We start from the raw sequence: 20,842 nt of genomic DNA, 5'->3' as shown, positions 1-20,842 counted from the left end.
TGGCTTTCCGGCATCTTTATGTCTTTAGGTCTTAAGAGCTTTCATTGGAACTGGTTTCATCTTAAAATTCTCGACAAAGATTGCATAAAGTGAAGGCACGACGATCAAAGTTAATACCGTGGCCACTATCAAGCCAAATATCATGAGCCATGCCATGCCCTCCCATAGTGGACCTCCGGCCAGAGCGAGGGGCAGAAGACCACCAATTGTAGTAAGTGTAGTCATGGCAATAGGAAGCAAACGTACCTGGCCTGCCTGTACAAGACACTCTCTAAACTCCTGAATACTGAGTCCCATAATGGGGCCTGAACCGTCACATTCTTCTATCTTTTCCTTGATGAGTGTATCGGCAAATTCGATAAAAATAATGGCAGTGTTTACGACAATCCCGAAAAGGGCCAGCAGGCCAAGCTGAGGCATAAATCCCAGTGCATTACCGGTGACATATAAACCGAGGAATGAACCAATGAGTGCCAGTGGTAGTGTAGTGAGTATGATAACGGGTTTTGCAAAACCATTGTACTGAATAACCAGCAATAGGATTATCATCAGGAGTGATATCCCCAGTGAAAGGCTCAATTCACCCTTGGCCTGTTTAGACTCAAACAGCTCACCGCCAGCTTCCCACCAGTAACCGGGAGGAAGATTGTCTTCCCATTGTTTAAACTCTTCGCTCTCTAACAGGCCCGTTACTATGTCATTCGCTCGATAGCCTGGTTCAACCCGTGCCCGTACCTCGATTACGCGCTGTAGAAAACGGCGGTCAATCCTTGCGGGTTTCCAACGTGGCTGAATCTCTGCGACAGAGTCGAGTGGGACTTTTCCGTATTTACCTTCCACATAGGCAAAACGAATTTCTTCAAGAGACCCTCTCTGTTCAGACGGCAGGCGAAGGTAAACGGGGACAAGATGGTCTTCCTCTCTGAAGGTAGTGATATAATGCCCTGAGAAATAGGCATTTAGTGTCTGGGCAAGGCCAAGGTTAGTTATGCCTGCAAGATTTGCCTTATCCTCATCTACATCAATGTGCAGCTGGTAAGCGGATGAGCCCCATGTGTCATAGTTATCCCACGTCCCCGGTTGTTTGCGAAGGAGCACCTCAAGACTATCTGCCTGTTCACGCATAACGGTAAGATCGGCAAATCCCACCCCCAGTCTGGGCCCGAAAATCCTGATTCCTATGGGTGCGTCTACTGAAGGCCCCATGACCAGTTCACGGGGTATAATACGGGCGCCTGTCACTGGTTCAATATTCAGTTTCGAATCTCCCTCTCTGGTCATACGACGGATCTCCTTAACATATCTGGAAGTAACGAGGCCGTTAGTTGTCTTTACTATGATTTCGGCATAGTTGGGCCTTGCTGACTCCGGGTTCCTGCCCAGGTACCAGCGATCGCACCCCTTACCAACGACTGATGTCATGCAGTTTAGACGCTGGCCAGGATTACCTTCTTCGTCTGTATAGGGGCTGAGCTTACGGATTATATCTTCCACACTTTTCGTAATATCATCCGTCTGATGAATATTGGCGCCTTCCGGGAGCCAGACCTCCACGGCAAACTGGTCTCTCATATCCTGTGGAAAGAACTCCGATCCAACCGGGAGCATCATTACGATAAATAACAGGCCGAATGAGACGGCGAGAACAACGAATCTTGCCTTTATGCAGATACGAGCAATGTTCGGGTATAAATCGAAAAACCAGCTCTTCTTCTTTTCAACAGGAGGTTCATTTACCGATTTTTTATGGCCTTTCCCCATCTTCCGCTTAAACCACTGAGCGAGTTGTATTACAGGTGACATGGACTGGTGAGGATCTTTGGGAGGCCTGATAAACCAGTAGGCAAGTAAGACACAGAATGTCATTGCCAGAATATAGCTGAAGGCCAGGGTAACCGTAAGAGTGACCGGGAGACTGTATATGTATTCGTATGTTGAACCCTGGAGACCAATGAGCATGGGATAGAAGGCGGCGATAGTGGTACCTGTCGCAATGAGTATGGGAAATGCGAGTTGATTGGCACCTTTTAATGCTGCATCGAAATTGGACATTCCTTCCGCCTGTAGCCTTCTGGTCTGGTCACATATCTGCACTGCGTTATCCACCAGCATACCCAGCGCAATTATCATTGCAGCAAGTGATATCTGTTCCATCTGCACGCCAAAGACCGTGATTATGGCAAGTGATCCTATAATTACGAGTGGTATGTTTGCACCCATCACCGCAGCAGACCGTAAACCCACCATCAGGTAGACTACTAATACGACAATAACAACAGCACCGACTACATTTGCGATGAAATCACTGATCTTGCGTGTGACAGTTTCCGACTGGTCTGTAACGGAGGAGACAGCTATGTCAGGAGGAAGGACCTTTTGTACAGCCGTTAAGTTATGTACTACCTTTTTTGCATCTGCGCAGACATCAACAATGTTTGCACCTTTTTTCATGGTGAAGGCAACAATGACGCATGTCTCTGAGGTACGAGGATCTCCATAACGTGAAATCACTTGTGGTGGATCTTCATAAGAACGTATAACTTTAAGGTTTAAATCATTCAGGTATACCGGCGCACGGGCAGATTCTTCGCCTATTGTACCCACAACAATGGAATTTAACTCACTCGTTGCGTCTATGTCTCCACTGGGTTTAACCGTAAATCTTCCTACATTGGTGTCAATTATGCCACCCGGAGCAATTACGTTACGTCGAGAAATCAGTTCACCCAGTTGAGTAGTGGTGAGAGACAATTGGGTCCAGGTGCCAAGGTCAGTTTCTATGTAGAGCGCTTCGTTACGAACTCCTGTACGTACCACTTTGGCGACACCGGTAAGGAGCTTTAGCTCGTCTTTCAATCTTTCTGAAAAAATATCGAGTTCGCGATAAGTGTAGCGGTTTTCAGGTTTGATTACGTCCTCTCCGAGTAGTGGTACCTGGTAGAGGGCCATGATCATGATATTGGTGTCACCGAAGTCATCTATGACTACCGGCTTGATGCCAGGTTCGGGCATTGGTACACGATTGACTCGTGAACGTACCTTGTCCCACATCTGTGCTACTGCGTCACCCGGGGTAGGTCTGTCCAGTTCTACGTATACTGCAGATCTTCCCATGGATGTCTCGGAACGTACCCAGCGAATACCATCAAGGGTATTAACCTCTTCCTCAATGGGAGCCGTTATTAATTCTTCTATTCTTTCAGCGGAAGTACCCGGCCAGTTTGTCAGGACCTGACATGTACGTACTGTATACTCGGGATCTTCCCGGCGCGGCATGTTAAAGTAACTCAACATCCCCCATAGCATGAGCAGCGCTACCAGTGCAATGACAATAGCCTTGAACTTGAGTGAAAAAGCAGAGAGGCTCATTGTTTCATCTCCGCTATGTTGATGATCCTGACAGATTCATCGTGCTGAAGGAAATGAATATGGTTTGTAATAACCTGTGACCCTGCAGTCACCAGGTTGGCATCATCAGGATTGAATGCTTCCAGTCTAAATAACTCACCTACGTTATCTAAAATGTTCACTTTTACCTTCTTCGCTTTACCGTCAACAGCTACAAATATCTCACCTGTTCTATCATCAATGGGTTTGATAGAATTCATTGTAAGGTAGAGTCCGGTTTTTGGGATTTCTACCCCCAAAAAGACTTGTATAAGCTGACCCGGGAGCAGACTCCACTGCTTTCTTGCTACCAGAACCTGGTCACCATCCTTGACGTTATCAGGAACATCCATGGCAATCAAAATTCCGGGAGTGAGTTTGCCGACATCAGAAAGTTCCCGCATGAGGTATAGGCCCTGAAAGTTCATTTGACGTTCACCGGGTTTAACTCTAAATTTTCTGAGTGTAATGAGAGGCTTCTCCGGATCAATATCATCACCGAGTTTCTTATCCGGAGCAGTCCATACAAAATAACCATTATCATCTTTCCGCAAGGCGCGGTTCTCTTCCACGAAGAAAGGACTCTTCTCATCATCTTTAATTGCCCGTTGCAGATGCATGTAATCTGAAATGCGAGGGTATTTAAGCAGTGGATCTTCCTGTTGAATATCACCATAATATTGTTGGTTACGGGTGATAATAGAGACTCGAAATGTTCTTGTCTCCGGGTCAGCAACAGTGGCTTTTTCGTAAACACTCCCGTATATGGGTTTTTGATTACCCGGCAGGTAAAGGTTTACAGTATCACGGAGTTTCAGACTTTCGGCTGTCTTTGATGAAACAGAAATGTCTACTTTGATAGGGTCCATCATGACGAGGTGTACTACCGGTGTACCTCTCTGTACATAACCGCCGGCTTCTACATAAACTTCGGAAACTTCTCCTGAGAAAGGAGCGTGGAGGACACACCTTTCAAGATCATATTCTGCCTGCTCGAACTGTGCTTCGCTGGCATCGCGGTCTGCAGTGGCACGAATAAAATCGACCTCAGAAATTGCCTTCTTATCCCATGCCAGTTTTTTCCTCACATATTCGGCCTGTGCACGCTCATTATCTGCCAGGGTCGCTTTTAATCTTATTTTATAATGCCGTTCATCAATTCTGGCAAGGACATCACCCGGAATATGTACCTTGCTGTCTTCTTCCCAGCGCCCTTCAAGGTTGGTTCCCATTTCCACGATCCATTCCAGCCGTCCACTGACTTCGAAGGAGATATCCTGTTCCTTCCAGGACATTACTGACCCCGTCAGCTGTAACGGTTTGACAGGATCAATCTCACGCAATTCAATTACTGTAACAGGCCGTGGACTCTGTATGGTTACAACTGCATCATTTTCTCCGCAACCTGCAAGTATAACAATACTTGCCAGGAGGAGAGGAAGCAAAGTGGATTTGATGGAAAAACTTAAAAGATTTTGATTCGGATAGGAAAATAGATAATAGTTAATTATATTGCGCATATCACCTCTGCCTTTAAAGAATGAATGTTATTTGTCATGCTATCGAAACTATTCATGTTTCTCTGTTCCAGGATCCCACCCGCCTCCTAATGATCTGTATATGCTGATAAGATTCTGTATCACTTTTCCTTCGCTTTCTGCGAATTGATCCTCCTGCTCAAACTGAAAACGTTCCATTTCCTGGACGTTCTGAAAGTCTGTCAAACCGGATATATATAGTGTTCTCACAAGATCAGTTGACTTTCTTGCTGCTTTGACTGAACGTTCCAGCGCATTCCGGCGAACTTTTTCCTGAACATACGAAACCATTGCATTTTCGACATCTTCGAGGGAGTTGAGTACGGTTTGTTCATAACGGTTCAATGCCTGCTCGGTGCGAGCATCCTCTACTCTGATCTTGTTTCTCACTCGACCTCCATCAAAGATATTCCAACGAAATGAAGGACCAAAACTGTGCATTCTGCTCTTACTATAGGAAAAAACATCACTGAAATCATTTGCCGCAATCTCAAAGGTTCCGAATAAGGAAAAACTCGGATACAGGTCAGCCTTAGCTACGCCAATCAAGGCTGTTTGAGCAGCAAGCTCACGTTCCGCCTGACGGATATCAGGACGCTGCCTCAGAAGCTCAACCGGCAGGCCAAACAGTATCTGCCCTGACGGTTTTGGGATGGAAGTCCGTTTTTCTAATTCATCATGAAGAGCATCCGGATGTTCACCAAGCAAGACTCCAAGGCGATTAATTGTTTGAACAAGTTGCATTTGCAGGGTTGGGAGTGTAGATTCCGTTTTTGCAAGGTTTAATTTTGCTTGCTGGACATCAAGATCAGGAGCTAACCCTACATCAAAACGGTCCTTTGTTAACTGTAGTGATTTGCGCTGCGTTCCTATGTTACCACGCACGTACTTGATGCGGTCCTGAAGGGCACGCACTTCGACGTAATTAGTGGAAACATCAGCATAGAGCATAACGAGTACATCACGGTAATCTTCCATCGAAGCATCAAGGCTTGCATCAGCAGATTCAATCGACCGATCGATCCTTCCCCAAAAGTCAATTTCCCATGAACCCTCCCCGCCAAATTTGAAGAACTCGTCCGTTCTTGATCTCTGTGTAGTAGGAGGAAGAAATGTGTGAGGTGAGCGCATCCGTCTTGCGTCTCCTGTACTGTTTAAATCCGGGAATCTCTCTCCGGACTTAATCCCTCTATTGGCACGCGCTTCTTTAATTCTGGCAAAGGCTTCTTTTAGTTGAAGATTACCTTGATATGCTCTTTCAATTAATGTGTTGAGTACAGGGTCCTTTAATATCGTCCACCAAGTTTGAAGATTTGCTTCACCATCTTGAAGCCCTTTTGTTATTTCCTGATGCCAGGCATCCTGCATCTGTAGTGTTGGTGGTGAGTAATCTGGCCCTAATTTTGGACCTATATCAAAACAGCCTTGAAGCAAGAATAAGGAAAATATTAAATAAGGGGCCAACTTTAATGTATAGCACAGTGGAGACCTTTTCATGTATTTTCTCTCGATATTTTTTATCCTGATTTTATTAATACAAACAATTATTAAGATTTTGTAAATCAATATAAATAAATAAACATTCAGATGCCTGAACCTAATCAATTCTATACATACACTTAACTACTAATCAAGAAGAAAAGTATTGCTGTTAACCAGCTACTTCAAAGGTCTTGGGTATTCTGAAGTTGCTTCTTATCGATGACGCCTGTTTTATTTAAGCGATATACCTGTGACTCAGCTACGTCCTTATCCTATGATTACACAGCATCGTTTATTAAATTTAATTTTATAATTGTAATAGTTCGCACTATAATAAAAGGTTAATTTATTTTTTTTCTCGTATGAAAAAAGGAAGATGAAACTATATGAAACAAGTTTTTAGATTGTGCTGCAACCAATATTCGGGCACAAAAAGAGTTGGATTGTGTATAGCTCTAACGATAGGAAGCTTACTGTTTATTACTGATTATTGTAAAGGTCAGGCATCAGACCAACCTGTAGAATATGAAACACCCGGGGTCATAGACGCATACGAAATCTTACCTCCGAATCTGCTCGAAGGCAAGGACTTCTGGATGGGCAGAAGGGTAGTATCCTATGGGCTTAACAACCGCTACACAATTAATTCCCATTTTGGCAAATTTGAGGCAAATGGTGAAGAGATGCTGCACGGCTATCATACACATGTAAAGCCGATAAAAGAGCTGGTCCCTGTTCGTAAATTCGCAGTGGGATACACATCCGATCAAACAGTTGTTGCTACTTTTCCAATTGATCTTCTTTACTGGACAGAACTTGCTGATCTTGGTTCAACGGCTCTAGTTAAATTGGATTTGACAGGTCGTCCTATAAAGAAAACAGAGCTTTGGTTTACTGGATCCGTTACGCTTAGAGCCATGCAGGAACTTAACGCCAGAGGGTTGGTAATTAATGAACGAGCAGGTGAAGTATTAATGCCGGTAACTGATCAATAAATTGAATCTTCACTAAATCCTGTCACTCATAAATAACGATATATTAATTAATATATCGTCGTACCTGTCAAGAAAGGTAGATATTACATGAAATACGTAAAGATTATTGGGTTGATAATAGGATGTTTATTAACCGCACATGTTAGCAAAATTTATGCCAAAGATAGCCGCTCAGTTATAAAGGTTGGAGTATATGTACGCGGCGAAGAGAACCTCAATGGTGTGATAGAAGATTACGTTAGTAAGGAGCTTAAAAGTCTTGGTAACATAGTGGTAACCTTTGTTCAGCTTGACTGCGCGATTGACATTGTAGTAAAAACACTGAATAACGGTAACCGTAGTACCAAAAACGGTTGTGCGATTTCCGTAACCATTATTGACCGGTTTGATACCCTTCCGATAACCAGGGCGATTGAAGAGCTGGATATGTTGGTCCCGAAGATCAGAGCTCAACCGTTAGTAATAAAACAGCTGGAGGCACTGTCGAAAAAGTTAGTTGGTATTGTAATAAGCACTGCTAATATTAAAAGTTTTCAAAACAGTTTTTTATATACAGGGAGCGCGGGGCAATTACGTGAACTATGCTCCGGAATTATCAAAGATTTTAATAACGAATATTTGAAGAAGAGAAAGAAAGCCATGCAGAGAAAATATACCTTATCCTTAGCCACAGATTCTACTGAGGAGGCATCATATTAGACCTCAACTGTAGAAATGTAAGCTTATTGGTCCCAAAATGAGATACGTACAAAAAAAGGTATTCACGAATATAAATCTTTAAATCCCACCCTTTATAGTGGTTGTGTTCAAACTCTCCAAGTACCCGTTCGGCTTCCTCGATCCCAAGGCCGTTTTTCACGGTAAAATAGTAATCGAGCGCTAAATCCCATTCAGGGTTTTTGTTGTAAGTTACCCCAAACTTTTCTGCACTTTTAATGACCGGTGAATACTTGGTCAGGTCAAAAGTCCCAAAACCGATTGAGTGAACGTGTTCTTTGTTGTTTTCTAAAAATTGCATGGAGGATCTTGCATCTTCATAAGTCTCACCGGGAAATCCGAAGAAACCCATCACGTGGTTCCATACACCATGCATGGATGAGAGTTCCAGACTCTGTTGGATTTGTTCCGTTTTGGTTGCCTTACCCATCAATCTGAGCACTCTTTCACTTCCGGTTTCAAATCCCATATGTAAAAATTTACACCCCGCTTCCTCAGCAGTTTCCCATACTCCGTTGTCCAACAGACTTTCTTCAAACCGTAAGTGTGTAGACCATACGATATGTAGATCAGCTTCAATTAATTTTTTTGTTAACTTTTTGAATAAAGCCGGAGGGTATGACTCATCGGGAAAGTGAAAATGTGTTACTTGATATCGATTTTTCAGATAATTAATGTCCTCAATAATCTGATCTATATTTTTTGTCCTGTATCCAGCAGTGTAACCTTCTCCATGATCACAGAACTCACACTTTCCCCAATAGCATCCTCTGGTGGCAAGGTAAGAGAGTATCTTATCCGGCACAAAATATTTGTCGAGAGGAAGTCCATCAAAATCGGGTGGCGGTAATCTTGCCATATCCTCAGCCGTAGTAACGGTAGATGTATATATTCCGTTACAATTTTTATATATGAGGTTGGGTATTGTTGAAAAATCACGGTCTGTTCCGATCGCATTTATTAGCTGCAAAAATGCCGTTTCTCCTTCATGCATGATAACCGTATCGAAAAGAGAAAATAGATTGGAACTTTCTGGTAATACATCACGTAATCTGGTAACCGTGTTTCCTCCAATAGTAATATGAATACCGGGAAAGTCCTCTTTGATCATCGAGCAGAATGTCATGGAAGAGAAGAGTTGCTGACTCAAGACAATGGAAATTCCAATGACATCAGGCTTTTCTTCCTCTATAGCAGGTTTGAGTATGTGGTTGTACACATCTCTGTATACATTTACCTGCTTATCCTCAACTGCATCAAGAATATCGGAAGATATAAACAATTTATAACCTAAGTCAGTTTCCATAGGGGGTATACAAATCCTGGCCGGGGCGTAAACAAGGGATATAACCTGCATCACTTCACGAAAAACACTCATTGCCCACTCTAGTTTATCCACATTATAGAATTCCTGTGAACGTACAATGGTTTTAGCGGTCTCTGCCTTTCTGGCAAGCATGGTAATATAAGGATCTGTACATTCATTAAGAGACTGCTGCAATTTTAGTACTTCGTGAGAATATCCTGGGTCTCTCGATACCGTCTTCAACCGTTCCAATTGTTTGGGGATTTTCTCAAAAACAAGCTGAAGGCAATTTTCGCTGAAAAACCAATCATACATTTCCAGATTCACGTCCTTCTGGGCAACACGATGACCGGCTCTCCTCAAAAAAGCTGTCAGCGTAGGCAGGCTCAAATATGGTTTGGAGGGATACCAATCAGGGGGAAAGACCAACATCACCCTCTTCCCGGAGACTCCGGATTGTCGGGAAGAACGAAATGTATGTGGTTGAACATTTTGACCTTTTGTATAGTCAATTCTCATGTAAAGTCCAAAGTGTATTTTACTAATTTATAAACCTAATGTTTACTGCTCTTCTTTCCCTCGTTTTCTGCTGCTCTTTTACCTGCTGCACTGTTCTCCGGTTCAAGACCTTGTGTTTTGACAAGTAAATCAACAATAACTTTGGATTCATGGTGAGTAAACCAATCTTTTTTCAATTCCTCCCTGGCCAATAAGCGCATATCAGCAACAGTCTCTTTCCAGTCTCTTCTTGATTTACGTTCCAGGAATATCCTGCCTGCGTCATGGCATATCAGGCATTTATCGACTATTTTCTGTGCCACTACGTCATCACGCATTATTGTTCCTCTTTCGGTAAGATATTCTATTATGACAGGAAGGTCCTCATCAAGGAACAGTTCCGGTGCATTATCTCTCATCCTTGTTACTGTTTCCTGCCACTCTTCTCCCGTTTTATCTGCTAAAAGAACTCTGTCCACGCAATGACACGCTGTACACCTGTCGATAAAGAGCAAACGTGCATCATCATACTCTTTCTTCTTAGGAAAGGACCCTGTTATTCCCTCTTTTGAGCCAAGAATTTCTGTAATTATCTGATTGCCCTCTTCACGAGTAATCCACGATGAGCTTTTTGCAATCATTCTGGCTACACACGATTGCCACTCCTCTGCCGTTTTTGGATCTGCAAAAATTCTTTCAAGTGAATGGCATTTTGAACATTTCGATTCGTATAAGTATTTCCAGTCTTCAAACGGAAAAGGTTTTTCTATTTCCTGAGACTGGACATTAGTCCCTGAAAATATAACATATATTGTAAGTACTATAAGCAGTGAGCTAAAACGTCTCATACAAATTATCATTATCCACCTCTTTATTTTGTAAATTATCTACTAGCTCGGTGCATATGTCGAACAGTACATATGCACAAAACGTATAGAAATGCTTGACTTTCTCACCTCAAGCACCTTGCTTCCGGTGTATGGCATAGTAATATCAATATAATTATTATCACTATCAAAGTATCCAGCTTTTATGATCTGCCATTCACCATCTCTTTTTTCCAGTCTTGTGGTAACCGTAACTTCCCCTTTTTCACCTGAAACACGTATTATTAGATTTGCCTTTCCGGATGCTCCATTAAAAACCTTACTGCTTTCTATTATACCAAACTCGATTGTATTACCAACCTCCTGTTGCACCCACATGTTTGCACCTATGTATTGTTTAGACAATTTATATGCATCAGAATCCTTCAGCAGATACACTACTCCTGCAATCAAACTGAGAAGCATAAGCAAGCACACTATAATCAGCGATGTTAACAGTTTTATCCTCACCGGGCCGGGACTAGGTTGCTGATTGGTTTGAACTGGTCTTGATTCAGCCTTAATGACGTAAGTCCCCGCAATCTTATCGTGCCATGCTTGTCTGTCAGGGTCTATAGCTATCCAGAGATAACCCAATCCTAGTGGTATTGCGGACAAGAAAGAGGAAACTGTTCTAACTACTATTTGTTTGATACTTACCTGCGAACCTTTTATAGAGATAATTCTAATCCCAAAGACATTGTAACCGGGAGTGGCACCCCTGTAACTCTTAAACCATAGCATATATGCCCAGAAGATTATTGTACTCAACATCCAGTCGCTGAACCCGAGATAAGAGGTCCCTGTTAAAGAAGCTAGTGCCAGCAATACGACATCTACTGATTTATACGCCATACCCAGGATTGCTCCGTCCAGGAAGTTGGCAGCAAAACGCCTCCAGAAGCCGCAATAATCCTGTCTATTGTATTTGACATGTTCGGCATCAGTTATCGGTTCATATTTGTCTATATCGAACCCTTTCATTTTTCTGATTAAAGGTTACAGGACCAGGCTGTATTTTGGAGGGAGTTGATGTCTTTCAGGGAAAAGTACTTTTTCAGTTGAATGGAATGGTTTCTATAAACTCTCCTGGCTTACTTATTTTTAAGACATTCAAGGCCTGTTCAGGGCTTCATATTCCTCATAGAGAGATTCTTCTTCATTACTGATCCTTTTTGTAAGGGCAGTGAGAAGATTTTCATAATCTTCTGAAAGTTTATCGAGATCCATACCTGAAAATCCTTCAGAATATTTTTCAAAAAAGCCTTGCACAATGGTTGATACATTCTCCATATCCATTTCAAACAGATCTAATGTATCTTTTATACTATTGCTATGCTCAGCTTCTTTTTTGAGAGTCGGGTATAGTTGATCATCCTCTATACCTAGATGTGCAAGTAAACTCACTTCTAAAGACATCAGTTTATCTTGCCCCTCCTTAGAGAGAATACCCAGTTCTTTTACTTCTTCGAGTTTGGCAAGGATTTCAGAATGTTCCTTTTTAAGTTCTTCAATCAGTATTGACATCTCTTTTCTCCTGATCTGTTAGAATTACGCCAGATTTCAATTTCTCTTTTAGAAGTAATGATTTGAGTTATTTATTAAAACCGCCTTCAAATTACTGTATTATCATGCGTACAAAGGATCATTGGTCCTGTATAACAAAGTTTGCCCCGTCATCTGTTGAAGGTATGTACGAACCGATAGGGCACAATACCTTACTATCAGTGTCACAACGTATGACAAGCTTCCATAATGCATCAAGGCTCTCTTTCTCATGCTCTGATTCCGGAATAATTTTTATCCTGGTATCACTTTCCATTGAAATTTTCATTTGAAACTCCTTTCTATATTTTTGTATCATACGAATTAGTTCGTTCTTTTTGTTATCTTTGTTCACTTCATTGTACTGTAGATAACATCAATTTCAAGCTAATTTGAGCAATTTAATAGACTCTAAATCGGTGCCTGACAATTCTTTGGAATTAGCGAAAACATAACGGAGTCATATATCTTGTCACGTACTACATGACGGTTTCTATGGATACCCTCCCTGACAGCTCCAACCTTTTCAGCAATGCGTTGACTTGCCTTGTTCCGCACTGCCGCGACAATCTCAAGACGCGTGAAACCCAGAGTTTCAAATCCAAACTGACTGATAAGCTTGACCGCAGAAGTAGCTATTCCATTTCCCACCTGACTTGCTCTGGTCCAATAACCAAGATTTGCAAAGTTGTGTTTCCGGTTAATTTGATCAATGGCGCATCCACCAAAAAAAGTATTCTCTTTAGCACTAAAAATAGCAAAATCATATTCAACACCTTCCGTCCACATCTCCTGTCTGGAGTCAAGCCACGATTTACAGTCTGATATAGAGTACTCAGGGTGACACCATGGTGCCCATTTTAACATCTCTCCCATCGTCTCTTGCACACCCTCGCAAATTACGGCAGCGTCTTCCGGTTGGCAAGGACGTATGAAAATATTTCCGTCAGTAAGCTTTATTTTATTTTCCATCCTTCAACATTACCTTCAAAGCACTTTCTATTTTATTGGAAACCGTCGTAGACATATTTACCTTGTTTTCAAGCTTTTTTCTCAATTTGTTGGCTCTATTTTAACCTAACCCGAACTAAAAACGAAAGAGTTTTTGTGTTTTCAAGTAATCTACGGTATTATTATACTCTTAACGCAAGTAAAATCAATTACCTGTTCGCTCAAGTTCGTCGATATTATAACCCTATGCGAGTAATTTACAATAAACTAATTACAGAAACCCACGCTAAAAATATTTGAGACAAGAGATCATTGGTTCAGGCAATGTCATAAAATACAATCTCTTATAGGTTGTAAAAACCTCTTCCTTGACAGACCGGTCTGTCTGGTGTATATTGAGTCATGTTTCATCAAGTTAAAGACAGTCCTCGAGAAAAAATAATAGATACTGCTTTACGTTTATTTTATGAGCAGGGGTATCTGGCCACAGGTATCAATCAGATTATTACTGAATCGCAGGTTGCAAAGGCAACGTTTTATAGTCACTTTTCATCTAAGGAAAATCTCTGCGTCGCATATCTGCAGGCCCGCCATGTCATCTGGATGGAGTGGTTGAAAAATAGTGTCGAAAGTCATGCATCATCTGAAGAGTGCTTGCGCGGAGTATTTGTTTTTTTGAGGGAGTGGATGGTGAAATGTAATTATAGAGGATGCGCTTTTTTAAATATCGCGTCTGAAGTACCTCCACTTAACAATAAAATTCGGGCTGAGGTAGTCAAGCATAAGGATGGTCTGAAAACATATCTGAGGCAGTTAATTTCATTAGTAAAGGATTCTCATAAACGCTATAGGCACATTAATGTTGAGGCAAATGCCGATATGGTATATGTATTAGTCGAAGGTGCTATTGTTGCGAGTCAGAATTATGGACATGTATGGCCAATTGAAGCATCTGAGGAAGCAGCGTGCAAACTCTTGAAAATCTGAAAAAAATGTTAGCACTCACGATGAGAGACCTTGAAGCTTTTTACCCGAGGAAAGTCCTTGTCGTGTTGTGACAGGGGAAGAAAAAGTTTTTCATCTACGTGTTGGATAATTACTTTTTATTTTTACGGATTTCATTATTAAGGAGATGAAAGAATGGGACACAGGTTCTTAGTTGATACTTATGAAACGGAACGTTTAAAAACACTCAGCACATGGAGTACATTTAAGGATGAAGACATGTCAAGACGCCCCCATCCTCAGGACAAAAGAGGGAGGAACGCGCATGAACATATGGTGCATCAATGTATGGGAGAGAATGTGTGGTTCTGTAATATGCTTGGAATCGATGTAGGTGCGCCCCCATTACCAGAAGAGGAAACACGCCTGGAATTTATTAAACGATATGCAGAGGATTCAGGCAAACGACTGGAAACCCTACGTGAAAAAGATGATGCATGGTGGGATGAGGAGGTGAAATTCTTTAATGTTTCTCGCTCGCGAGCCTGGGTTCTTACCAGAAGGATTGCCCATACGGCACACCACCGCGGACAGATGACAATGCTGCTGCGTATGGCAGAAAGGGATATTTACAGCATATATGGACCAACTGCAGATACCGGTGGTCTGATGCAGAATAAAGCAGAGACAATTTATCCATATCCCGATATTGAAACCCTTATAAAAGGTGAGAGCGCCGGAGGTAATAATAAGGCTCCGCTACCCGGTCCCGGAGATAAGCCTTGTACAGAACGTCCGGAACAGGTATAAGAAATTTTTCAGTTGAGCGCCTCTCTTACAGACAGATGTATACATTTATGAGGAATTTCAAAGTTTTTGTTATTGTATGGTGACAGGGACAAGCTCGTTTATCTGTGCAAAGTATTACAATATACTGATAGATAACATGGACAAACTTTGTTTGTCCGTGTTATCAGTACAGGTTATCAAGAAAGTCGTTAAAGGCCTAATTCATTTCTCAAACCCTTAAACAGGAAGGAACTGGTGAATTCGGTTTAAAATTAAAAAAAGAACTTGGAGAATTATCAATAATGAAGCATGATAATCAGGTGATTGAAAAGATTAGTACTATACTGGCCAAAAACAGTGAAGAGTCAGGATCGGTATTGACCGGTAAATTGGAAAAGCTCTCGAAACAATTGAGTAGACTCCTTCCTGACGGAATAATAGTCGCCTTTTCCGGTGGCATTGACAGCGCTATGCTTTTATGGGCAGCAAAAAGAGTGAAGGATGAAAATGGTGGCAGGCTACTTGCTGTAACCACTGACAGCCCCAGTTTGTCACGGACAGAACTGGAAGCTGCTTTAAAATTTGCAAAGGATTTGAATGTAGACCACAGAATTAAAAAGAGCGAGGAACTTCTTGATGAAAAATACATTCAGAATGACTATGATCGGTGTTATTACTGCAAGACGGAGCTTTTTGATATTACTGGCTCTATCTCAAAAAACGACAAATATAAATGGGTATTGTACGGTTATAATTTATCTGACGGTGATGATGTTCGACCCGGCCATAAAGCGGCACTGGAAAATAACGTAATATCCCCACTTGCCGACGCCGGTTTTACAAAAGAAGATATCAGGGCCGTTCTTCGGTCTAACCATTTGGCCATTGCTGAGAAAGCGGCAAGCCCCTGTTTGAGTTCGCGGATTATGACAGGAATTTCTATCACGGAAAGGCGATTAAACGATATTGAAGACATGGAAGCTATTCTTAGAAAAACTGGCATAAAGATTTTTCGTGTCCGCCTTTGTCAGGAAAACAGAGGACTCTTTTTACGAATTGAATCAGTGCCTGAAGAGATGCAGGCAGTCTTGGAACAACATGAGGTCCTCGTCGCTGAAGGCAAAAAGCGCGGGTACAAATGGGTGACTCTTGATCTGGAACCTTACAGGATCGGTGGTGGTGTCTCTTGAAGAGGGGCAAGTGTCATTCTTATGTTTTCCAAGTAAATTTATTTGTAGTATTCCTGAATCGGCTTAACATCGAGTTCTCCGCTTGATACTGACCTGATTGCGCTCTCCACGGCTATAGCTCCCGGAACGGTTGTGAAGTAAGGGATGCCTGATATAATTGCGTTACGTCGGATGTTATAAGAATTTTCTTGTGAAATTTTTCCTTCAGCTGTATTTATTACCATTTGGATATCACCATTTTTCAGATGATCTATTACATTAGGACGCCCCTCATATTCTTTAAGGACAGTGGTTACGGGAGTGCCTCTCTCTGCTATAACCTTCGCGGTCCCTCCCGTAGCTGAAATCTTAAAACCTGATTTGTGAAGTTTATAGGCGATATCAACTATAGGTGCTTTGTCTTTATCCCTGACACTTATGAAAACAGTACCTGACAGTGGAATTCCTCCCTCTATGGCCATCTGCGCCTTGGCAAACGCCTTCCCGAAATCAGTATCAATTCCCATAACTTCACCGGTTGATTTCATTTCCGGTCCGAGGATGGTATCTGTGCCATGAAACCTGACAAATGGAAAAACAGCTTCCTTTACGGCAACATGATTGCTTTTATTATTACTTAGATTCAACTCCTTTAGTTTGCGTCCGGCAATAACCTGAGATGCTATTTTTGCCAGTGGAATACCAATCGCCTTACTGACAAAAGGTATTGTCCTGGATCCACGTGGATTTACTTCCAGTATATAGACAACTTCATCTTTTACGGCAAATTGAATATTAATAATACCAAGGACATTCATCTCCAGGGCCAGAGCTTTCGTCTGAGCTTTTATCTTATCTATAATATCCTCTTTTATGGAATAAGGAGGCAATGAACACGCACTATCTCCTGAATGTACACCAGCCTCTTCTATGTGTTCCATAACACCGCCAATAAAGACATCCTCACAGTCACACACGGCATCAACGTCTATCTCAATTGCACCTTCAAGGAATTTATCTATTAATACCGGATGTTCAGGTGAAACGTCAACCGCATGTATCATATACTCTTCAAGTTCATCTTCATCAAAAACAACTCTCATCGCCCTGCCGCCCAAAACATATGAGGGTCTTATCAATACCGGATAACCTATTGAAACTGCAATCTTTTTGGCTTCTGCGAATGACCTTGCGTTTCCGTTGTCCGGCTGTAGAAGATTGAGTCTGGAGAGGAGTTCTGCAAACCTTTCACGGTCTTCAGCCATATCAATACTGTCCGGTGATGTACCAAGGATCTTAACACCCGCATTGAACAGTGGTACCGCCAGTTTCAATGGGGTTTGTCCTCCAAACTGCACAATAACCCCTTCCGGTTGCTCCTTCTCAACTATTTCAATAACGTCCTCAAAAGTAAGGGGTTCGAAGTATAATCTATCAGATATATCGTAATCTGTGCTTACAGTCTCCGGATTACAATTTACCATGATTGTTTCAAATCCCATCTCTTTTAAGGCCAGTACTCCGTGCACACAACAGTAGTCAAATTCAATACCCTGTCCTATACGGTTAGGACCGCTACCCAGAATAATTATTTTCTTTTTTTGTGTAGGATTGGCTTCGCATTCGGTCTCGTATGATGAGTATAAATAAGGGGTGTAAGCCTGGAACTCCGCGGCACAGGTATCCACAACCTTAAATACAGGACGAATATCGTTCTTCCAGCGATAGTCTCGAATATTAAGTTCGCTTGTATTTAACAAGCTTGCCAGCCGAATATCAGAGATGCCATATTGCTTTGCTTTCTTTAAAAGAACAGGATCTATTAAGTAGCCCGAATCAATTGCCGTTGTATCATTCTCTGAAGTGGTTGGTATATCTCCAGGTTTATGCTGGTTTTTGATCTCTTCTTCCAGTTCAAGTATCTGTTCTATGTTATACAGAAACCATTTGTCAATTCTGGTAATTTCATAAATCTCATCAATGTTCATCCCCATACGCAAGCCGTCAACAACAGACCATATCCTGTCCCACGAAGGGTTTAACAGATGCTTTTTAATGAATTCTTTTTTCTCTGAATCGTTTAAGGCTGTTTTACTGTGGTGTTCGGATAATCCGTAGCGGTTGATTTCAAGGGACCTTATCGCCTTGCTCAGGGACTCTTTGAACGTACGTCCAATCGCCATTACCTCGCCAACTGATTTCATATGCGTAGTAAGGACCTGGTCCGCGTCAGGGAATTTCTCAAAGTTAAATTTTGGAATTTTAACTACGCAATAGTCAATAGAAGGTTCAAAAGAGGCCGGTGTGTAACGAGTAATATCATTTGGTATCTCATCAAGCGTATAACCTACCGCCAGTTTTGCGGCTATCTTTGCAATCGGAAAACCCGTCGCCTTGGACGCCAGGGCAGAACTCCTGGACACCCTAGGGTTCATCTCGATTGCAATTAATTCACCGTCAGACGGATTTATCGCAAACTGAACATTAGACCCCCCCGTTTCAACACCGATTTCACGTATGATCTTGATTGCAGCATCTCTCATTATCTGATACTCTTTGTCAGTTAGGGTTTGTGCGGGAGCCACAGTTATGCTGTCGCCGGTATGGACGCCCATGGGATCGAGGTTTTCTATCGAACAGATTATTACAACATTGTCTTTGCGGTCTCTCATCACCTCCAATTCGTACTCTTTCCATCCCAAGATAGATCTTTCAATGAGTACTTCATGGACGGGACTTGCTTCCAGTGCGAAGTTAACGTACTCTTCCAACTCCTCAATGTTGTAAGCCACATTGCCTCCTATTCCTCCCATGGTAAAAGATGGACGAATAATAACGGGAAACTTTACTTCTTCTGTTATCTCCTTTGCGTCTTCAAGTGATTTTGCGTTGCCGCTTGCCGGAACCTTGACGCCTATATTGCTCATAGCTTCTTTAAACTTCTCTCTATTTTCCGCTTTGTTTATAGCCTCCAGTTTAGCACCTATCAGCTCTACATTATATTTATCTAGAACGCCCTCTTCGGCCAGACTAACGGAAAGATTCAGTCCCGTTTGTCCTCCCAGTGTTGGAAGCAGGGCGTCTGGCCTCTCTTTCTCAATAATTTTTGTTAATATTTCAGTCGTCATCGGTTCGATGTACGTACTGTCCGCAACTTCCGGATCGGTCATGATCGTGGCCGGATTACTGTTTACGAGGACTATTTTGTAACCCTCCTCTCTCAGTGCCCGGCATGCCTGTGTACCGGAGTAATCGAATTCACACGCCTGTCCTATTACGATTGGACCTGACCCAATGATGAGTATTTTGTTTATATCAGTTCTTTTCGGCATATTATTAATTATTAAAACGTAATATTTAGAAAATACGAAAAAAGAATAACGAAACTCGAAGCAAATCAAAAATCCAAATGATATAATGACCAAAAGGGTTTACTATGTTTTTTTGAATTTTAGTTATTCGATATTGTTTCGGATTTCATGTTTAGGGTTTTTAATTTTCCATCATTTCAATGAATTCATTAAAAATATAACTTGAATCGTGTGGACCTGGTGATGCTTCAGGATGATACTGGACGGAAAATACCGGTACTTCCAGACATCTTAATCCTTCTATGGATTTATCATTAAGATTAATGTGAGATATCTCTACTTTACCAAATCTGCCGCTCTGTCCATTGTTTAGCGATTCTCCATCAATTGCAAAACAGTGATTCTGCGACGTAATTGCCACTTTTTCTGTCCTTAAATCCATGACAGGCTGGTTGGCGCCATGGTGTCCGAATTTTAACTTAAATGTTTTGTATCCTAATGCCTGGGCGATAATTTGATTACCCAGGCATATGCCCATAACAGGTTTATTGCCTATTATACCTGTTACATTTTCAACCATATAAGGTACTGCAGCCGGATCACCGGGACCATTTGAGATGACAACACCGTCAGCTTTCATTGCTAGCACATCCTTTGCACTGGTATTAGCAGGTACTACGGTTACGTTACAATTATAATTCCTCAACTTCCTCAGAATGTTATATTTAACTCCACAATCGTAGACTACTACATTATACTGTTTGTATTGTTCAGGTTGTTCATGGTTACTTCCACTTGCAGTATTAATGACTGTTTCGGCGTCTTCCCAGTTGTAGGTTTTATCACACGAAACCTCTTTGACCAGATCTTTTCCCACAAGTCCGGACAATCCACTGGCCTTTGAAACAAGACTTTGATGGTCTGAGTCTTCAGTAGATATTATGCCTACCTGCTCGCCACAATCCCTTATATGTCTTGTAAGGGCCCTTGTGTCTATTCCCTGAATACCTATAATTCCTTTATTTTCTAAAAATTCATCCAGGCCCATACTTGATCGCCAATTACTGGGGAATGGGCTAAGTTCTTTAATAATAAACCCTTCCACGTGTGATTGTGTTGACTCATGATCTTCTTCGCAGATACCATAGTTGCCTATCAACGGGTAGGTCATATTTACGATCTGGCCCTTATAAGAAGGGTCTGTAAGTATTTCCTGATATCCGGCGATACTGGTATTAAATACGATCTCACCTGATGTTTCCCCTTCAGCACCAAAGGAAACACCTTCAAATACCTTTCCGTCAGAGAGAGCGAGGATGGCTTTTTTAGTCTTCATTAAGAAT

At 41.9% G+C, this 20,842-nt stretch carries 16 protein-coding genes; 5 read left to right on the top strand and 11 right to left on the bottom strand.

Annotation, left to right across the window (positions count from 1 at the left end):
• Positions 1-24: 24 nt before the first annotated feature.
• The 3 genes from SCALIN_RS15135 to SCALIN_RS15125 are packed head-to-tail and all read right to left on the bottom strand — an operon-like array spanning position 25 to position 6,422.
• On the bottom strand, positions 25-3,369 hold the full coding sequence (locus SCALIN_RS15135; protein WP_096895296.1) for an efflux RND transporter permease subunit: 3,345 nt from the start codon (positions 3,367-3,369) through the stop codon (positions 25-27).
• On the bottom strand, positions 3,366-4,907 hold the full coding sequence (locus tag SCALIN_RS15130) for an efflux RND transporter periplasmic adaptor subunit (protein ID WP_096895295.1): 1,542 nt from the start codon (positions 4,905-4,907) through the stop codon (positions 3,366-3,368). The genes SCALIN_RS15135 and SCALIN_RS15130 overlap by 4 nt, the downstream gene beginning before the upstream one ends.
• Before the next feature lie 48 nt (positions 4,908-4,955).
• Entirely contained in the window at positions 4,956-6,422 is a 1,467-nt protein-coding gene (locus SCALIN_RS15125; RefSeq protein WP_096895294.1) for an efflux transporter outer membrane subunit, read from the bottom strand.
• Positions 6,423-6,793: 371 nt separating this feature from the next.
• Here SCALIN_RS15125 and SCALIN_RS15120 point away from each other — a divergent pair, with 371 nt between their 5' ends.
• The gene (locus SCALIN_RS15120; protein ID WP_096895293.1) at positions 6,794-7,402 is read left to right on the top strand and encodes a hypothetical protein; all 609 of its coding nucleotides are present in this window, start codon (positions 6,794-6,796) and stop codon (positions 7,400-7,402) included.
• 87 nt (positions 7,403-7,489) lie between these two features.
• The gene (locus SCALIN_RS15115) at positions 7,490-8,101 is read left to right on the top strand and encodes a hypothetical protein (protein ID WP_096895292.1); all 612 of its coding nucleotides are present in this window, start codon (positions 7,490-7,492) and stop codon (positions 8,099-8,101) included.
• Here the strand turns inward: SCALIN_RS15115 and SCALIN_RS15110 are convergent.
• The 6 genes from SCALIN_RS15110 to SCALIN_RS15085 all read right to left on the bottom strand — a co-directional run bounded on the left by SCALIN_RS15110 (position 8,079) and on the right by SCALIN_RS15085 (position 13,306).
• Positions 8,079-9,944 (bottom strand): B12-binding domain-containing radical SAM protein, encoded by a 1,866-nt coding sequence (locus SCALIN_RS15110; protein ID WP_096895291.1) that lies wholly within the window; start codon positions 9,942-9,944, stop codon positions 8,079-8,081. The two genes, SCALIN_RS15115 and SCALIN_RS15110, sit on opposite strands and share 23 nt — an antisense overlap.
• A 35-nt stretch (positions 9,945-9,979) precedes the next feature.
• On the bottom strand, positions 9,980-10,771 hold the full coding sequence (locus SCALIN_RS15105; protein ID WP_162532347.1) for a hypothetical protein: 792 nt from the start codon (positions 10,769-10,771) through the stop codon (positions 9,980-9,982).
• Between the two features lie 42 nt (positions 10,772-10,813).
• Positions 10,814-11,773 carry a cytochrome c oxidase assembly factor Coa1 family protein gene (locus SCALIN_RS15100; RefSeq protein WP_096895289.1) on the bottom strand — a complete coding sequence of 320 codons (960 nt, stop codon included), beginning with the start codon at positions 11,771-11,773 and terminating at the stop codon, positions 10,814-10,816.
• A gap of 129 nt (positions 11,774-11,902) precedes the next feature.
• Positions 11,903-12,316 (bottom strand): hemerythrin domain-containing protein, encoded by a 414-nt coding sequence (locus tag SCALIN_RS15095; RefSeq protein ID WP_096895288.1) that lies wholly within the window; start codon positions 12,314-12,316, stop codon positions 11,903-11,905.
• A 118-nt stretch (positions 12,317-12,434) separates the two neighbouring features.
• Complete coding sequence (locus tag SCALIN_RS15090) at positions 12,435-12,623, bottom strand: hypothetical protein (RefSeq protein WP_096895287.1); 189 nt, start codon at positions 12,621-12,623, stop codon at positions 12,435-12,437.
• Between the two features lie 122 nt (positions 12,624-12,745).
• Entirely contained in the window at positions 12,746-13,306 is a 561-nt protein-coding gene (locus SCALIN_RS15085) for a GNAT family N-acetyltransferase (RefSeq protein ID WP_096895286.1), read from the bottom strand.
• 381 nt (positions 13,307-13,687) lie between these two features.
• On the opposite strand from SCALIN_RS15085, the gene SCALIN_RS23460 reads away from it, so the two are divergent.
• The 3 genes from SCALIN_RS23460 to larE all read left to right on the top strand — a co-directional run bounded on the left by SCALIN_RS23460 (position 13,688) and on the right by larE (position 16,209).
• A complete protein-coding gene (locus tag SCALIN_RS23460) occupies positions 13,688-14,272 on the top strand; it encodes a TetR/AcrR family transcriptional regulator (protein WP_096895285.1) in 585 nt (194 codons plus the stop codon).
• Positions 14,273-14,425: 153 nt separating this feature from the next.
• Positions 14,426-15,040 (top strand): DinB family protein, encoded by a 615-nt coding sequence (locus tag SCALIN_RS15075; RefSeq protein ID WP_096895284.1) that lies wholly within the window; start codon positions 14,426-14,428, stop codon positions 15,038-15,040.
• A 281-nt stretch (positions 15,041-15,321) separates the two neighbouring features.
• Entirely contained in the window at positions 15,322-16,209 is an 888-nt protein-coding gene (gene larE, locus SCALIN_RS15070; protein WP_096895283.1) for an ATP-dependent sacrificial sulfur transferase LarE, read from the top strand.
• Positions 16,210-16,247: 38 nt separating this feature from the next.
• Here the strand turns inward: larE and carB are convergent, their stop codons facing one another.
• Positions 16,248-19,520, bottom strand: a complete 3,273-nt coding sequence (carB, locus tag SCALIN_RS15065) for a carbamoyl-phosphate synthase large subunit (RefSeq protein ID WP_096895282.1) — start codon at positions 19,518-19,520, stop codon at positions 16,248-16,250.
• A gap of 160 nt (positions 19,521-19,680) precedes the next feature.
• Positions 19,681-20,835, bottom strand: a complete 1,155-nt coding sequence (carA, locus tag SCALIN_RS15060; RefSeq protein WP_096895281.1) for a glutamine-hydrolyzing carbamoyl-phosphate synthase small subunit — start codon at positions 20,833-20,835, stop codon at positions 19,681-19,683.
• Positions 20,836-20,842 lie beyond the last annotated feature (7 nt).

The sequence above is a fragment of the Candidatus Scalindua japonica genome (assembly GCF_002443295.1).
In the GTDB taxonomy this organism is placed as follows: Bacteria; Planctomycetota; Brocadiia; order Brocadiales; family Scalinduaceae; genus Scalindua; species Scalindua japonica.
The sequence above is the reverse complement of the archived record's forward strand: the minus strand, read 5'-3'. Positions and strand labels throughout refer to the sequence as shown.

Bases quoted from the DNA above. Each gene is read 5' to 3' on its own strand.
- SCALIN_RS15115 (WP_096895292.1), top strand. From the start codon at position 7,490: ATGAAATACGTAAAGATTATTGGGTTGATAATAGGATGTTTATTAACC.
- carA (WP_096895281.1), bottom strand. From the start codon at position 20,835: ATGAAGACTAAAAAAGCCATCCTCGCTCTCTCTGACGGAAAGGTATTT.
- larE (WP_096895283.1), top strand. From the start codon at position 15,322: ATGAAGCATGATAATCAGGTGATTGAAAAGATTAGTACTATACTGGCC.
- SCALIN_RS15075 (WP_096895284.1), top strand. From the start codon at position 14,426: ATGGGACACAGGTTCTTAGTTGATACTTATGAAACGGAACGTTTAAAA.
- SCALIN_RS15130 (WP_096895295.1), bottom strand. From the start codon at position 4,907: ATGCGCAATATAATTAACTATTATCTATTTTCCTATCCGAATCAAAAT.
- SCALIN_RS15085 (WP_096895286.1), bottom strand. From the start codon at position 13,306: ATGGAAAATAAAATAAAGCTTACTGACGGAAATATTTTCATACGTCCT.
- SCALIN_RS15135 (WP_096895296.1), bottom strand. From the start codon at position 3,369: ATGAGCCTCTCTGCTTTTTCACTCAAGTTCAAGGCTATTGTCATTGCA.
- SCALIN_RS15095 (WP_096895288.1), bottom strand. From the start codon at position 12,316: ATGTCAATACTGATTGAAGAACTTAAAAAGGAACATTCTGAAATCCTT.
- carB (WP_096895282.1), bottom strand. From the start codon at position 19,520: ATGCCGAAAAGAACTGATATAAACAAAATACTCATCATTGGGTCAGGT.
- SCALIN_RS15100 (WP_096895289.1), bottom strand. From the start codon at position 11,773: ATGAAAGGGTTCGATATAGACAAATATGAACCGATAACTGATGCCGAA.
- SCALIN_RS23460 (WP_096895285.1), top strand. From the start codon at position 13,688: ATGTTTCATCAAGTTAAAGACAGTCCTCGAGAAAAAATAATAGATACT.
- SCALIN_RS15090 (WP_096895287.1), bottom strand. From the start codon at position 12,623: ATGAAAATTTCAATGGAAAGTGATACCAGGATAAAAATTATTCCGGAA.
- SCALIN_RS15120 (WP_096895293.1), top strand. From the start codon at position 6,794: ATGAAACAAGTTTTTAGATTGTGCTGCAACCAATATTCGGGCACAAAA.
- SCALIN_RS15105 (WP_162532347.1), bottom strand. From the start codon at position 10,771: ATGAGACGTTTTAGCTCACTGCTTATAGTACTTACAATATATGTTATA.
- SCALIN_RS15110 (WP_096895291.1), bottom strand. From the start codon at position 9,944: ATGAGAATTGACTATACAAAAGGTCAAAATGTTCAACCACATACATTT.
- SCALIN_RS15125 (WP_096895294.1), bottom strand. From the start codon at position 6,422: ATGAAAAGGTCTCCACTGTGCTATACATTAAAGTTGGCCCCTTATTTA.